General features: G+C 64.1%; 11 protein-coding genes and 1 pseudogene. 8 read left to right on the forward strand and 4 right to left on the reverse strand.

The features are described 5' to 3' along the window. Positions 1-246: 246 nt before the first annotated feature. Complete coding sequence (locus RJT68_RS19020) at positions 247-2,061, reverse strand: cell division control protein Ccd6 (RefSeq protein WP_407038097.1); 1,815 nt, start codon at positions 2,059-2,061, stop codon at positions 247-249. Between the two features lie 2,142 nt (positions 2,062-4,203). On the opposite strand from RJT68_RS19020, the gene RJT68_RS19025 reads away from it, so the two are divergent. The 6 genes and pseudogenes from RJT68_RS19025 (at position 4,204) to RJT68_RS19045 (ending at position 7,558) form a co-directional block, all read left to right on the forward strand. Then, the gene (locus RJT68_RS19025) at positions 4,204-4,842 is read left to right on the forward strand and encodes an Era-like GTP-binding protein (protein ID WP_407038098.1); all 639 of its coding nucleotides are present in this window, start codon (positions 4,204-4,206) and stop codon (positions 4,840-4,842) included. Between the two features lie 5 nt (positions 4,843-4,847). Further along, the gene (locus RJT68_RS19030; RefSeq protein WP_407038099.1) at positions 4,848-5,249 is read left to right on the forward strand and encodes a DUF2073 domain-containing protein; all 402 of its coding nucleotides are present in this window, start codon (positions 4,848-4,850) and stop codon (positions 5,247-5,249) included. Positions 5,250-5,314: 65 nt separating this feature from the next. Further along, positions 5,315-5,401 (forward strand): annotated as a pseudogene (locus RJT68_RS19035) (OapC/ArvC family zinc-ribbon domain-containing protein); the annotation flags it as partial. 510 nt (positions 5,402-5,911) lie between these two features. Then, positions 5,912-6,244 (forward strand): Zn-ribbon domain-containing protein, encoded by a 333-nt coding sequence (locus RJT68_RS19040; RefSeq protein WP_407040411.1) that lies wholly within the window; start codon positions 5,912-5,914, stop codon positions 6,242-6,244. Positions 6,245-6,671: 427 nt separating this feature from the next. Continuing rightward, entirely contained in the window at positions 6,672-6,761 is a 90-nt protein-coding gene (locus tag RJT68_RS21155; RefSeq protein WP_455196253.1) for a hypothetical protein, read from the forward strand. An 8-nt stretch (positions 6,762-6,769) separates the two neighbouring features. Next, positions 6,770-7,558: a DUF7089 family protein gene (locus RJT68_RS19045; protein ID WP_407038100.1), complete on the forward strand. Its 789-nt coding sequence runs from the start codon at positions 6,770-6,772 to the stop codon at positions 7,556-7,558. Positions 7,559-7,648: 90 nt separating this feature from the next. On the opposite strand, the gene RJT68_RS19050 is transcribed toward RJT68_RS19045, so the two are convergent. Then, a complete protein-coding gene (locus tag RJT68_RS19050) occupies positions 7,649-8,227 on the reverse strand; it encodes a DUF7090 family protein (protein ID WP_407038101.1) in 579 nt (192 codons plus the stop codon). A 406-nt stretch (positions 8,228-8,633) separates the two neighbouring features. Between RJT68_RS19050 and RJT68_RS19055 the strand changes: the two genes are divergently transcribed. Continuing rightward, positions 8,634-9,314, forward strand: a complete 681-nt coding sequence (locus RJT68_RS19055) for a class I SAM-dependent methyltransferase (RefSeq protein WP_407038102.1) — start codon at positions 8,634-8,636, stop codon at positions 9,312-9,314. Between the two features lie 394 nt (positions 9,315-9,708). Here RJT68_RS19055 and RJT68_RS19060 read toward each other — a convergent pair whose 3' ends face one another. Next, a complete protein-coding gene (locus tag RJT68_RS19060) occupies positions 9,709-10,293 on the reverse strand; it encodes a DUF1684 domain-containing protein (protein ID WP_407038103.1) in 585 nt (194 codons plus the stop codon). Between the two features lie 277 nt (positions 10,294-10,570). Beyond that, positions 10,571-11,683: a DUF4367 domain-containing protein gene (locus tag RJT68_RS19065; RefSeq protein WP_407038104.1), complete on the reverse strand. Its 1,113-nt coding sequence runs from the start codon at positions 11,681-11,683 to the stop codon at positions 10,571-10,573. Between the two features lie 185 nt (positions 11,684-11,868). Between RJT68_RS19065 and RJT68_RS19070 the strand changes: the two genes are divergently transcribed. Continuing rightward, positions 11,869-14,247 carry an ATP-dependent DNA helicase gene (locus tag RJT68_RS19070; protein WP_407040412.1) on the forward strand — a complete coding sequence of 793 codons (2,379 nt, stop codon included), beginning with the start codon at positions 11,869-11,871 and terminating at the stop codon, positions 14,245-14,247. The last annotated feature ends 29 nt before the right edge of the window (positions 14,248-14,276 follow it).

Consider the following 14,276-nt stretch of genomic DNA (forward strand, 5'->3'; position numbering starts at 1 on the left):
ACAGACGGGCGCTGCTCGAGCCCAACCCGTCGAGTCGCCACTCTCGGGCGTTCACACCACCGAATTCGTTCCGTACGGAGCCCTGTCGGGCGATCGCGCTCCGAACTCGAGTCGAAATGGAGGGGTCACAATACGCGATTTCCCGGACGGAACGATGACGCGCCGAAGCGCTAAAACAAGGTAGTTCTCGAGACGTTCTGACGTGCCGATGAGATCGAACCAGCTCGACGGCGTCCGACCGAGCGGTCAGTTCTCGAACCGAGCCTGGACGAACGGCTGGACGTCGTCGATCTCGCTCAACCGCGAGTCGGAGAGGAGGACGGCCTCCGTCTCGTCGAGCGGGACCGAGAGGCTGATCTCCTTGGTCCGGCCGTAGCGCCCCTTCGAGACGACCACGGCGTTGACGATGCCGAGCATGTCCAGTTCGCTGATGAGGTCCGTTACCCGCCGCTGGGTGAGGATGTCGGCGTCGATCTCCTCGCAGAGGCGCTTGTAGATGTTGTACACCTCGCCCGTGTTGATGCTGTGGACGCCGTTCTTCTCGAGTGAGATGATCGCGAAGAGAACGAGCTTGCTCTGGGTGGGGAGGGTGCGGACGACCTCGACGACCCGGTCGAGTTCGATCTTGTCCTGCGCCTGCCGGACGTGCTCCTCGACGATCGTCTCGGCCTGGGCGCGCTCGGCCAGTTCGCCCGCGGTCCGCAGCAAGTCGAGCGCGCGACGGGCGTCGCCGTGTTCCTGGGCGGCGAAGGCCGCACACAGCGGGATGACGTCGTCGGACAGCGCACTCTCCTTGAACGCCACCTCGGAGCGGTGCTGGAGGATGTCCCGCAGCTGATTCGCGTCGTACGGCGGGAAGACGATCTCCTCCTCCCCGAGGCTGGACTTCACGCGCGGGTCGAGGAAGTCCGTGAACTTCAGGTCGTTCGAGATGCCGATGATCGAGACCCGCGAGTTCTGTAGCTCGGAGTTCATCCGCGAGAGGTTGTAGAGCGTATCGTCGCCGCTCTTCTCGACGAGTTTGTCGATCTCGTCGAGCATGATGACGACCACGCGCTCGGAGTAATCCACCGCCTCGAAGAAGACGCTGTAGACGCGATCGGTCGGCCATCCGGTCATCGGGACCTCCTCGAACGACTCCCTGTCCTCGCGCAGCGACTCGAGTCGCGACTCGACCTCCTCGACCGACGAGAACGGCGTCGACTCGAGCGGATGGTCCGCCGATCCCGGCCGATCGGACGGCGAAGCCGAATCGGACGGACCGGTCCCGTCCGGCTCCCCTCCTCGCTCGGTCGCATCGGGGGCGGCCCGTGATCCGTCACCGTCCCGAATCGACCCCTTCGTTTCGACTGGAGAATGGCCGGACGGCGAGTCGGCCGGGTCCTCGTCCGAGTCGATCACGCCCGACGTCCGGGACCCGGCGTTCGGATCGAAATCGGCGTCGACGCCGACCTCGTCGTCGGCGAGCGCGAGGTCGAACGGCGAGTCGTCGTGGTTCTCGTACTCCTCGACGGCTTCGACGAGCGACTCGAGCGAATCGATTCGATCGTCGATCACCCGCTCGTTTTCCTCGATGAACTTGTTCGCGAGCTGTGCGAGCACGCGGTACTGGGTGTCGGTCACCTCGCAGTTGATGTACTCGACCTCGCACGGGACGCTGTACTTCTGGGACGTGCTCTCGAGTTCCTTGCTCACGAACTTCGCGCTCGCGGTCTTTCCCGTTCCCGTCTTTCCGTATATGAGGATGTTCGAGGGGGTCTCACCCCTGAGCGCCGCGACCAGGATGGTCGCCATCTTGTTGATCTGATCGCTTCGATGGGGGAGTTCGTGGGGCGTGTACGACGGTCTGAGGACCTCCTTGTTCTCGAAAATCGGTTCGCCGCTGAGCAGATCGTCGAACAACCCCTGGTTCGAATCGCCACCGTCGCCGTCGGAGTCTAGATCGAGATCGGTTCCCTCGAGCGCGTTCGAGAACTCGTTCGTCCCGCCGAGGGAAACGTCTCGGCCGGAGCCGCCGACGTCTCGACCTGACCCGCTCGTCTCTGGATTGTCGTCGGACATTCGTCGTACGTATACCCCCTTGTTTCACCTGGAGCCCGAACCTCGAAACCGCGCAAATAAGCCGTAACACGGCCGTAGAAGCCCGTATTAGGATCGGCGTTTCACGATTCGGGTCCAGTTGATGCAAACGAACCAGAGGAATAGCTGACTATTAAATTTGTCTCTTCACTGCGCCGGTTGAGGAACCCTGACGTCGCTAAACGGGATCGTACTGCGTAAAAAAGATTGCTAGTCAGCACCCTAAATCGGTGGTGTACGGGCCACGCTCGCGCGTTCATCGAGAACGAGTTGTGGCGACTATCAGTGTTTCCGATCGGGGTCTGAAATGGTCGAGCGGGGGAACCCACGGACGCCTCGAGAGGGTGGTCTGGTTCGACTCGAGCAGTCGGTCCACTCGACGGACGTCCCACGGTGTCGACGACCGTCGACTCACCTCGTGGGACCGAACCCGATCGGACGACTGCCACGGATCGAACGAGAACGACTATCGCCGTCGACCGTCCTTCAGGGGAAACGAAGGGGTTCGTCGACTCGCTCGAGCGGAACGGGCCCCAAAAGTCGGATGGAACCACTGATTTTTATGTGTATCTAACGCACACGCGTAGTGAGCATCGAACGGGAAGCGTGGGACCGAAACGAAACGGTACGGGCGGACCGGAACACTTCCGCTCCACAGACGGTACTCGGAAAGAGAGAGAGAACGAGACGACACGGACCTGAGCCGCCCGATAGGGAGGGTACCGACAGTGACGAAACGGAGTCGGTTCGATTTCGGGGCCGCGAACGGGTGGAGTTTCGCGTGGAAGACGAGAGCTTGGGGTGACCGACGATATCGAGCGAAACGGCTAGGTGATGGACATCGAACGCCGGGAACTTGGATATCGAACGCCGGGACCTCGAGTCCGGCGGCGTCCGGTCGAGGATTGCCGTCCCGTTTCGGAAATCGACGTCGATGTGCTCCTACGGAATTCTCGAACGGACGGATTGAAACCGCCCACCGTCGAGGTTCCGACGAACGGATACGCGAGCGATGAGAGAGTGCGAAGGTGTGGGAGTGCTGCGGTGAGAGAACGCCGACGCGCGCAGGGAGTTCCAACGTCTCGGCGTGTTCCCCACCGTTTCGACTCGAGAAACGTGCGATGCTACTCGACGACCGGTCGGTGGAACAATCGATCGAATACTCATGCCCGCCGCTCGAGAATTGTGTTAAGAAATAGCCATGAGACCGTCGTTATCGCCAGCGCGATCGCGAATCGGCTCTGATGAAAGATAGTCGAGACGTTTTCCGAACCCCCCACCCCTTCGTTTCAACTGGAGCCGGACGAGAGAGGGGGTGGGGGTACGGGGGACTATAGAGTGGCAAGTTATAAGTCAGTAGAGTAGAAACAATATCCGCAACACTAGCAAAAGAAGGTTTTTCCTAGAAGATAGGAGATATATTACTAGAAGTTACTAGAAACATCGCGGTTCGAGGCTTCAGTTACTAGACTTCCCGATTTCCGTTAGATCGGGCGTCGAACCGCTTCTCGCTTCCATCCGAACGGAAATTCCCCCTCCGACAGGATCTCTTCTACCAACTCACGTTCGCCACCCACGCACCACCCTGTTCGCTCTCCAGTTGAAACGGAGGGGTGGGGGTGGTTCGACATCCGATACTAGCACCATCTAGTCAATTATATCGAGCGCCAGCGAGGCGAACTCCTAGAACTGCCGGCCGTTCTAGCGTGAGCTCGAGGAGGACGACCAATTGCCCGTTCTACGACGACCAACTCGTCCATCGGACGGTCGTCGACCGCTTGACGATCGTTCCAGATCCCCGCGTGTTCCACTGCACCGCTCTTTTGCCCCTCGAGGATGCTTCTCGACACCTGGCACGACGATCGACCGATTCATTCCACACGAAACGAGGGGGTTGCTATTCCGCCAGTTCACACTTCTGCACGGGCATTCACCGTCGCACTTCCGTTCGAACGAGCCTGTTCTCCGCTCCGTTCGTATATCGACCGACCTGATCTATACCAGAATCGGATCGAACGATACTAGTTCACTGCTGTTGAATTGTTAACACGTTTGACGTAGGCTTAAGTGAGTTCGGTTCAGTAGTACGCGCAGACACACCCCGTGTGCAGGAGGCCCTAACGTATGGGATTGTTCACAGAACTCAAAGATAGTATCTCTCGGGTTACGGACCGCCTGTTCTCCGAACAGGAACCCAAACGAATCGGTATCTATGGTCCGCCAAATGCAGGAAAGACGACGCTCGCGAACCGGATCGCTCGCGACTGGACCGGTGACGCCATCGGGACGGAGAGCCACATCCCCCACGAGACGCGACGCGCGCGAAGAAAAGAAAACGTCGAGATCGAACGGAACGGGAAGTCGGTCACGATCGACATCGTCGACACGCCCGGCGTGACGACGAAGGTGGACTACGAGGAGTTCACCGACGAGATGGGGAAGGACGACGCTATCCGTCGGTCCCGCGAGGCCACCGAGGGCGTCGCCGAGGCGATGCACTGGCTTCGCGAGGACGTCGACGGCGTCATCTACGTTCTCGACAGCGCCGAGGATCCTATCACCCAGGTCAACACGATGCTGATCGGCATCATCGAGTCCCGCGACCTGCCGGTGTTGATCTTCGCGAACAAGATCGACCTCGAGGAGTCGAGCATCAAGCGAATCGAGGACGCGTTCCCGCAACACAAGACCGTCCCGCTCTCGGCCAAAGAGGGCGAGAACATGGACGAAGTGTACGATAGCATCGCGGAATACTTCGCGTGAGATCCATGCCGAAAGCTACCAACGCCGACGACGGCGAGCGGTCGGAGGGCGTTCAGATCGATCTCATCAGCGGCGAACGGATGGACGAGCTGGCCAGCATGGAGAAGATCCGGATGATCTTAGACGGCGTCCACGACGGGAACATCGTCATCCTCGAGGAGGGGCTGACCCCCGACGAGGAGAGCAAGCTGATAGAGGTGACGATGGCCGAGATCAGCCCCGACGAATTCAACGGGATCGAGATCGAGACCTACCCCAAATCGAGCACGCGCGATTCCTCGCTACTGGGGCGGATCATGGGCTCCGACGAGTCGACGGCGAAGCTGACGGTGATCGGCCCGGCGAACCAGATCGAAACGCTCCACAAGGATGAAACCCTGATCAGCGCCCTCGTATCCCGAAACTAACCGATCACACAATGCCACACCAGTGTACGAACTGCGGCCGCACGTTCCCCGACGGCTCGAAGGAGATGCTCTCGGGGTGTCCCGACTGCGGCGGCAACAAGTTTCAGTTCGCCCCCTCGTCGACAGCAAGTTCGTCGACGTCGTCGGGATCGGCGGACTCCGTGTCGTCGGGACAGGCGACGTCCGAATCGACCGGATCGTCGGCTGCGACGCCACCGAACTCGCGGTCGGACGACCGGGACCGGTCGTCGACCGCTCCGTCCGATTCGGCTACCCGAACCGGCAGACCGTCGGATGCGACGGAATCCACTCGAGCGGGCGATTCGTCCGACGACGCCCGGGAACGCTCGTGGCCCGAACACGGTCGCAGACCGCCGGAGCGAGAGCGTTCTTCGTCGTCGACGGAGTTCTCCGAGTGGCCCGACACGGCCCGACGGCCCGACGATCGGTCCGCGGCCGCGCGTACCAAAGCCGGATCCGACTCCCGATCGTCCGAATCGACCACGACCGACCGAACCGGTGCGAACGCGGAGAACGACTCGAGCGGTGCTCGCGCCGAAATCGCCACCTCGTCCGAGGACCCGGTCGACGACCGAACCGGCGGTGAGCGCGCCACGTCTCGATCGGCCGGGTCCGATCGACCCGCCGCACCCACGAACGCGGTGACGGCCGACTCGGAGAACTCCGCCCAGGCGAACGCTCGGGCCGACGTCGTCTCCGACGACGAGTTGCCGCCCGCTCACGAATCGCCGGCGCTTTCCGACGCACCGCCCGAACACGGCCGGGTCGTCAGCGAACCCACTGGCGAGCAACCCTCGCTCGAGGACCTTCGCGAGGAACTCAACCAGCAGTTCGAGAGCATCAAGATCCTCAGTCCGGGCCAGTACGAACTGAACCTGATGGAGCTCTACGATCGAGACGAGTACATCATCTCGCTCCAGGAGGACGGTCGGTACGTGATCGACGTTCCGGACTCGTGGCGAAACGGCGAGTGATCGCCGGAGTCGGCGTCGAACCGGTCCGACGCTTCCCGTCCGAGGACGATCGGGAACGAACTGTCTCCCGATTCCGATCACCGAGATCGGTTCGGCCGGCGACGTCTGAATCCGTCTCTTCCCGTTTCCTCGACCCCTTTACTTCGACTGCAAACACTCTTTCTATTCGACCACGTGCCGCTTCCGTACGATTTACGTCTCCACTAGAAACGGTGAATGTTTCGTTACCACTTGAAACAGTAACCTTCGTCGCAGCGACCCGGCCCAGGCGGCGACCGCTTCCGAACCCGTCCGAGTACATCGGCGTCGGGCAGACGGCGCCGTTCGACCCCTCGAGCAGCCGATCTCGCGGCTGAGATCCGACCAGAACGATCGGAGGTCGGACCAGAAAGATGGATTTAAGCGACGCCGACGAGACCCTCCGGGTATGAGCACTGCAACCAAAATCGTTCTCGCGACGGTCGGCGTATCGGGGCTGTTGTCGATTCTCCTCGTCGTCCAGTCGGTGTTCGCCTGAATCGCCCGATGTTCGACGCTCGGGACCTCTCGAGTCGAGTCGAGGCGGTCCGCGAGGAGCACGCACCGTCGACGCTCGTTTTCGACTGCGCTCGCGACTTCGAGACGCTTCCTCCCGCGCAGGCCGAGGATCTGGGTCTCGTCGTCGACTCCCTCTCACCGGCGACGTATCCGGACGAGTGGCTCCCCCCGGACGCCCCGCAACTCCTCCGTCGGTACGCCGGCACGGACTTCACGATCGGCATGCCCGGCGACGGGAGCGTCGTCTGGACCCGTCAGACGGAGCCGCCGGTCGTACTCGTGAAACCCCGCGTCCGGGGGTCGCCGAAATCGTTCGTCGACTTCCTGCTCGCCGAGGCGTTCGTCGAACTCGGCCTCGAGCCGTCGGTCCCCGAACACTTCCTCGGATTCTTCGAGGACGGGTACCGCGACCTCGACGCCGCGGTGCCGCTCGACGGAAACGCCACGTACCAGATCGCCGCGGCATTGTTCGACGGCTGGGTGGGCCTGCGGACCCGCGAAGTGTTCGCGACGTGGCACGACGACCACCCGGACCTCGCCGACGCGTGGCACGACGCGGATTCGAGACTCGAGGGGCGCGTCGCCGACCTTCCGCGCGCGATCGCCCGGGGGGAGACGGACGTCGCGGACGCGACGGAACTGGCCTGCGCCGCGATCAAACACGCGATCGAACTCCCCGCGCCGTTCGCCGCGCTCGAGACCGAGGCCTACCGCGACCACGGCGCCCCCTACGCGATTCGGTGGGCGGAGAAGACGTTCGACGCGCTCCTCGAGTGACTCGTTCGACTGAACGCTCGGGATCGCGTCGATTCGAGCGTAGAACCCGGTTCTGCTGTCTCGCGTAGAACGCCGCCTCGACCGTCGAGCTTAGAACGCCGCGTCGACCGTTCCGTCCTCGTCGAGGTCGATCACGCCGTCGAACAGGTCGACGAACGCCTCGACGACCGCGTCGTCGTGGACCTCCTCGGAGAGGTGAAAGAGGCCGATTGCGTCGTACTCCTCGAGCAGCGCGTAGATCCGTGTCACGGCCTCGAGCGCGTTCTCCTCGCCGGCGTAGTAGGCGAGCTCCGTGACCGAGTCGAAGCTGATGCGGCGTTTCCCCTCGTGGGCGTCGAGGAACCGTTCGATCTGGAGGACGATGCCGTCGATGTCGTCCGGGGCGGAGACGTAGTGAACGTGATCGCCCGAGCGGCGAGAGTAGCCCCGTTCGATGCTCAGGGTGTCGAGGATGTCGGCGCGGGACTCGTCGACGTCGTAGTACTCGAGTTTCTGTTTGACTTCGCGGGCGGTCGTCCGCGTGGAGACGACGAGGAAGCGGTCGGTGTCGGTCTTGAGAAAGTCGGTGTCGATCCGGTCGGTTTCACCGGTGCTCGGGTGCAACAGGAGAACGCCCGTGCCTCCGGGTACCGACTCCGGCGTCCCCTCGATCTCGAGCGAGTAGTCCATACTGACGAACGTCTTTGGGCACGGACTTAAGGGTGCGGATCTTTCCGTTTCGTCGGCGCTCGCCCCCGAGCGTGGTCGATCGAGGTCCTGCTCTCGAGTGGGGCCTCCGACGGCAGTAACGGGCCCGGTCGCTCTTCGAGCGTCGACGATCGGGAAGGGTGAAAATCGGGTGGGATGGGTGGGGTGACTCTCACCGGGGACGGCCAGTCGATCCGATGCCCACGGATTCGGTCTGGCGCTTCCCCTATCTCGTAGTATTTTAGGCAACCCTAAAAATCTATCGCTGTTCGCCTTCGGGGGGAGGCCCTCGTCGACGATGGGACGTAATACCGTCGGTCGACGGTCGCGCCGCGACCGACGCGCCGTGCGAACGGATTTTGTGTCCGGCCCCCCCTCTCCTCGAGCGATGAGCGTACGCGAGGAGTTCGACGAGTGGGCAACGAGCGGTCGCGACAGGGGAATGGAGGAACGCCACTGGCACACGGCGAAGGAGGCGCTGGCCCGGATGCCCGTCGAACCCGGCGACGTCGTTCTCGACCTCGGCTGCGGAAGCGGCTACGCGGGACGGGCCCTTCGCGATACCTACGACGCCGGCCGGGTGTACGGCCTCGACGGCGCCCCCGAGATGGCCCGCAACGCGCGAAGCTACACGGACGATCCGAACGTGGGCTACGTGGTCGGCGACTTCGGCGCCCTCCCGTTCGTGGACGACTCGATCGACCACGTTTGGACGATGGAAGCTTTCTACTACGCCGCTGACCCCCACGAGGCGCTCGCGGAAATCGCGCGCGTCCTCCGTCCGGGCGGCACGCTGTACTGTGCCGTCAACTATTACGAAGAGAACGTCCACTCCCACGAGTGGCAGGAGTTCATCTCGATCGAGATGACCCGCTGGAACCGCGAGCAGTACCGCGAGGCGTTCCGGACGGCCGGCCTCCACGTCGCGGAGCAGGACAACATCCCCGACCGCGAGATCACCATCCCTGCGGAAGCCGAGTTCCCGCTCGAGGACTGGGACACCCGCGAGGAGATGGTCGAGCGCTACCGTGAGTTCGGCACGCTGCTGACCGTGGGCGTGGCGCCGTAGTTCCGGACGACCTCCCGTCGCTCTCGACGGGGTCGAACGCGAACGAACGAAATCGAAATACGAATTCGAGTTTAGCTTTCGGCGCCCGTCCGCCCCGACGGAGCCAACCCCTTCATTTCTACTCGAGCCGTCAGATCGGCGGCGAGAGCGTCGAGCGGTTCACCTCACTCGAGTCGAAACGAACCCGATCCCCAGTTCGAGGTCGAACGCGTCTCGATCGGCGAAAATCCGTCGGCTCGAACGGCCTTGCAGTCGGACCGTTCTCGCCGACGAGTCCGGTGGACCAGGGCCGTCGGCACGACGAACGAGTTACCGATCGAACTCGGTCACGGACCAACGCCGATCATCGGCCGAACCTGAACCCCCGTCGATCACGACCGCGGGTCGACGCCGGTCACCGATCCACCCGTTCGCCGGCCGGGATCGCCACCTCGAGCCAGTTCTCCTCCGGGGGGAGCGGACAGTCGAAGGTGTCGCTGAACGCGCAAAACGGGGTGTACGCGAGGTTGAAGTCGAGTACGACCTCGTCGCCCGTCTCGAGGTCGCGCTCGGGTTCGAGTTCCATGTACCGGCCGCCCTCGTAGGTCTGCTGGCCGGTCGTCTTGTCCCTGAACGGGACGAACAGCGGCTGCTCGTTCGGGCTCTCCTGCTGGTAGGCGTGGAGTCCGAACGTCCCGCCGGTGAGCCCCTCGGCTTCGCGCTCGAGATCGAACTCGAGGGTGGCGACGCGGAGGTACCGCATCTCCCGACCCGCGGTGGTCTCGACGTAGACCGGCTCGGGGTCGTCGTGGACCTCGACCCTCGCGCGAACGCGGTAGTCGGGATCCGGTTCGAAGTAGGCGAGCCCGTCGAACGAGTCGCGCTCGTCCGGCGGGATCGGCGACTGGGGGTGCTCGGCGAAGAACTCGTCCTTCTCGGCGCGTTTCGACTCGAGTTCGTCGCGCCAGCGGTCGACGTCGATGGCGTCGGAATCGTCCATACCGATCGGAGACGGTCTACGTCCGAAGGCGTTGTGATCTTCGAGCCCGGTCGCCGTCGCGTTCGGGCTGCGAGATAGCGAACTCGTCGACTGTGTCGGCCCTCTCCGATCGACCATCGATGGTCGCGCCGGCGGTCGTCGCGACGAACGGATGGGGGCCACGGGTGCGTACCTCGCCGAGCGTCGAGCCGCGTTCGCGCCGCTGGCGAGTGGCGTCGGCCGCTCCGAGAAACGGTGACTGGGGCGAATACCGGTAACCGACGCGGATGCCGGGTCGCTACTCGACGATCGATTCGGCGATCGCGACCAGTTCGTCGGTCTCGAGGTCGCCGTTGACGGTGTACGTGAGGCCGTCGTCCTGCCACCGGACCGTCGCCGTTCCGAGATCGGGGGCCTCGCGAACGACCGCCTCGACGTCGTCGATCTCCACCGTCTCCCCGTCCTGCTCGAGGACGGACGCGGTGCCGGCCGCATCGCCGACGCTGACGGACAGGAACGTGCCGCTCTCGTCGGCGTACTGCTGGGTCGCGGTCGAGCCGTACATGTTCTCGGACGCGGTGACCGTCTCGAGGGTGAACTCCTCGGGGACGTCCGGCTCAGGGATCTCGAACGGAACGGCGCTCTCCGCCCCCTCGACGTCGTCGAACTGCTGGGGCTCGAAGTCGTTCGCGTCGTAGACCTCGGCGTCTTCCGGCGGTTCGAACGTGAACAGGTCGTCGTCTACCTCGGGATCGAAATCGATCTCCTCGAACTCGAGGGTGATCGTCAGGTCGCCGCCGATGGACGTCGTGGTCTCCTGTTTCAGCGGGTAGTGCGTCTCCTGGTCGATCAACATCGTCGTCGATTCGAACATCGCGTCGTCGCCGTCGGGCGTGAGCTCGAGGACGTAGACGTCGCGGTCGGCGATGGTGTCGGTTCCCTCGACCGACGCGGACACGTTGCCGTAGCCCACGTCCACGAGCGCGTCACCGAACGCGTCGAGGTCCTCGTCCCCGAACGCCAACTCCATAACGGACGCCTTGTTCGCGTCCTCGTCGTACATCCACGTCGTCGAGCCGTTGGCGACCATCACGTCGATCTCGTCGGGGTTGTCGCTCTCCAGCACTTCGGTTCGCATCTGGTCGGAGCCTCGGGCCCACACTTCCTGTTTCGTCTCCACGACCTCGTCGTCGGTAGCCATCGTTACCGTCTGAACGCCGTGGACGTTCTCCACGTTCGCGTCGGCTTCCAGGGCGTTCTCGAGCAACTCGTCTCCGTCGGGGAGTTCGTCGTCGGTATCGTCGTCTTCGTCGTCGCCTGACTCGTCGGTCAGGCCGACGCCGCCGAGGCAGCCGGTGGTAACGACCAGCAGAGTGAGGACCAGTACGGTCGCAATTCGTCGGTCAATCATACTTTCACAATCATTGGTTTATTAAATAGAAATAAAAACATTTCGGATATACTATACTACGTGGACCGGAGCGGCGGCGTTACTGCACCGTGACGTTATATGCGAAGCCGAGGCAACCGATCGGTGATGTCTCGACGACCCCACTCCGTCAACGCTATGGACGACCGACGATGAGTACGGGCAGCATGACGAACTGGCGGGCGGTCTTCGGTCACGACGAGCCCTACGACGAGCAGGTCGACGGCATCGAAACGGCCGTCGAAACCGCTCGAGACGGCGGCTACGCGGTCATCGAGGGCGCCTGCGGGACCGGGAAGACGATGATCGCCCTCACCGCGGGGATCGACCTCGTGCGCGACCCCGAGACCGACTTCGAGCGCGTGTTCGTGCTCACGAGCGTCAAACAGCAACTGCGCCAGTTCGAAGCGGACCTCGAGACGATCAACGCGACTCTCCCCGACGACTGGAATCCCGTCTCGGGGCTCACCCTCGTCGGAAAGGCCGACGTCTGCCCGTACAACCGCGAACGGGCGGCCGGATTCGACGACGGAACCGTCTACGACCGATGTGAAACCCTCCGAGACCGGACGCGCGACCTCACCGGCGAGGGCGGGGAGACGACCGCTGGGACGCTGGCCGCTCGCGCGCGACAGCAACAGACGGGGTTGGCCGACAGCGGCCGGCCGAACGCCGGCGCGCGCTTCCTCGAGACCGCCGGCGAACCGACGCCGTACCCGCCCGAAATTCCCGAGTACGATACGGGCGGTCCCGTCGGGAGCGAGGTGGAGTACTGCCCGTTCTACGCCCGCTACCTCGAGGACCTGCCGGACGACGGCGAGGGCGAGGCCGCAGAGGCCGTCCCGTTCGACTTCACCGAGACCGGCCTCGTCACCCCCGAGGAACTCGTGGCGCTCTCGGTCCGCCACGGCACCTGCCCCCACTCGGTGATGGGGGCCCTCCTCTCCCACGTCGAGGTCGTCATCGGAAACTACTACCACGCGTTCGACCCGACGACGATCGCCGCGTTCACGGGCGCCCTCCTCGACGAGTCGACCTTCGTCGTCTGCGACGAAGCCCACATGCTCGAGCCCCGGGTTCGCGACCTCGTCAGCGAGCGCGTCGCCGACACGACGCTCAGAGACGCCGAGACCGAACTTTCCCGGGTGATTCAGCCGGTGAAACTCGAACGCGAGGGTCGGCGAGCGACCGGCGGCTCGAAGACAGCCGACGCGGACCTCGTCAGGGCCGAACTCGCCGACACCGACGTCTCGTTCGACGAACTCGAGGCCACCCTCGAGTTCGTCCAGGACCTGCGGGGCGAACTCGACCGGCGGGTGCGGGCCCACCTCGACCGGGAGCACCCGGGGTGGAACGCGGACCTCGACGACATGACCGCCCTTCACGACGACGAGATTCCGCTCCGCGATCCGGCCGTCCCCGCCGAGGACGAGATCACCGAGTGGGCGCGGCGGGCGGGCTACCCCGACCCGACCTGGGTCCGCGCCGAGTCCGTCGGCGCCGTCGTCGCCCGGATTCTGAACGAGGCGGAGGACGAGGAACGATCTCGGGCGGCTCCCGCCGTCGGCCGCGTCCTCGGCGAGTGGTACCGCCGGGGCCACACGGATCACTTCCGCGAGATCGAACTCGAGCGGACGTGGAACGACACCGAACCGGCCGACTCCTGGCGGCGAGTTTACACGGCGAAATTCGCCCTGCACAACTGCGTCCCGAGCGACGCCATCGGCTCGCGCCTCGCCAGTTTCGGCGGCGGCATCCTCATGAGCGCCACCCTCGAGCCGATGGACGCGTTCACCGAGGTGACGGGCCTCGAGTACCTCGCGCGTGAGGAGGGCCGACCGGTGGTCGAACGACGCTACGGCCTGCACTTCCCCGAGGAGAACCGAGAGAGCTTCGCCGTCGCCGCGCCCAAATTCACGTACGACAACCGCGGTTCGCCAGGCGACGACAACCCCACGAGAACCGCCTACGCGGACGCGCTCGCGAAGATCGCTCGGCTCCCCGGAAACGTGCTCGTGGGGATGCCCAGTTACGCCGAAGCCGAGTGGGCCGCGGGCGCCCTCGAGGGGCGGATCGAGAAGCCGGTCCTGCTCGACGCCTCGAGCGGCGACGAGGCGACCCAGTCGCTGAAAGACGAGTTCTTCGCCGGCGAGGGGAAAGTGCTGGTGACGAGCCTCCGGGGGACGCTCACCGAGGGCGTCGACTACAAGGGTGACCGTCTCTCGGCCGCCGTGGTCTGCGGCGTTCCGATCGTGAACACCTCGAGCCCGCGAACGAAGGCGGTTCGTCGGGCGTACGACGACGAGTTCGGGGACGGATTCGAGTACGCGTTGACGGTTCCGGCGGTCAGAAAGGCCCGTCAGGCGATCGGCCGCGTGATTCGAAGCCCCGAGGACGTCGGCGTCCGCGTCCTGCTCGACGAGCGCTACGCCCGCGACAGCTGGGACTCCGTGCGTCCGTACCTGCCCGACGACGGGGAGTTCCAGCCCGTCAGCCTCGACATGCTCGGGATGGGTCTCGAGCGCTTCCGCTCGCGACTCGAGTGATCGAGAACGGAGCGAGGGTCGGGTCCGTA

The sequence above is a fragment of the Halovalidus salilacus genome, assembly GCF_031852275.1.
In the GTDB taxonomy this organism is placed as follows: Archaea; Halobacteriota; Halobacteria; order Halobacteriales; family Natrialbaceae; genus Halovalidus; species Halovalidus salilacus.

Coding starts and splice junctions, on each gene's coding strand:
- RJT68_RS19020 (WP_407038097.1), bottom strand. CDS start 2,061: ATGTCCGACGACAATCCAGAGACGAGCGGGTCAGGTCGAGACGTCGGC.
- RJT68_RS19025 (WP_407038098.1), top strand. CDS start 4,204: ATGGGATTGTTCACAGAACTCAAAGATAGTATCTCTCGGGTTACGGAC.
- RJT68_RS19030 (WP_407038099.1), top strand. CDS start 4,848: ATGCCGAAAGCTACCAACGCCGACGACGGCGAGCGGTCGGAGGGCGTT.
- RJT68_RS21155 (WP_455196253.1), top strand. CDS start 6,672: ATGAGCACTGCAACCAAAATCGTTCTCGCGACGGTCGGCGTATCGGGG.
- RJT68_RS19045 (WP_407038100.1), top strand. CDS start 6,770: ATGTTCGACGCTCGGGACCTCTCGAGTCGAGTCGAGGCGGTCCGCGAG.
- RJT68_RS19050 (WP_407038101.1), bottom strand. CDS start 8,227: ATGGACTACTCGCTCGAGATCGAGGGGACGCCGGAGTCGGTACCCGGA.
- RJT68_RS19055 (WP_407038102.1), top strand. CDS start 8,634: ATGAGCGTACGCGAGGAGTTCGACGAGTGGGCAACGAGCGGTCGCGAC.
- RJT68_RS19060 (WP_407038103.1), bottom strand. CDS start 10,293: ATGGACGATTCCGACGCCATCGACGTCGACCGCTGGCGCGACGAACTC.
- RJT68_RS19065 (WP_407038104.1), bottom strand. CDS start 11,683: ATGATTGACCGACGAATTGCGACCGTACTGGTCCTCACTCTGCTGGTC.
- RJT68_RS19070 (WP_407040412.1), top strand. CDS start 11,869: ATGACGAACTGGCGGGCGGTCTTCGGTCACGACGAGCCCTACGACGAG.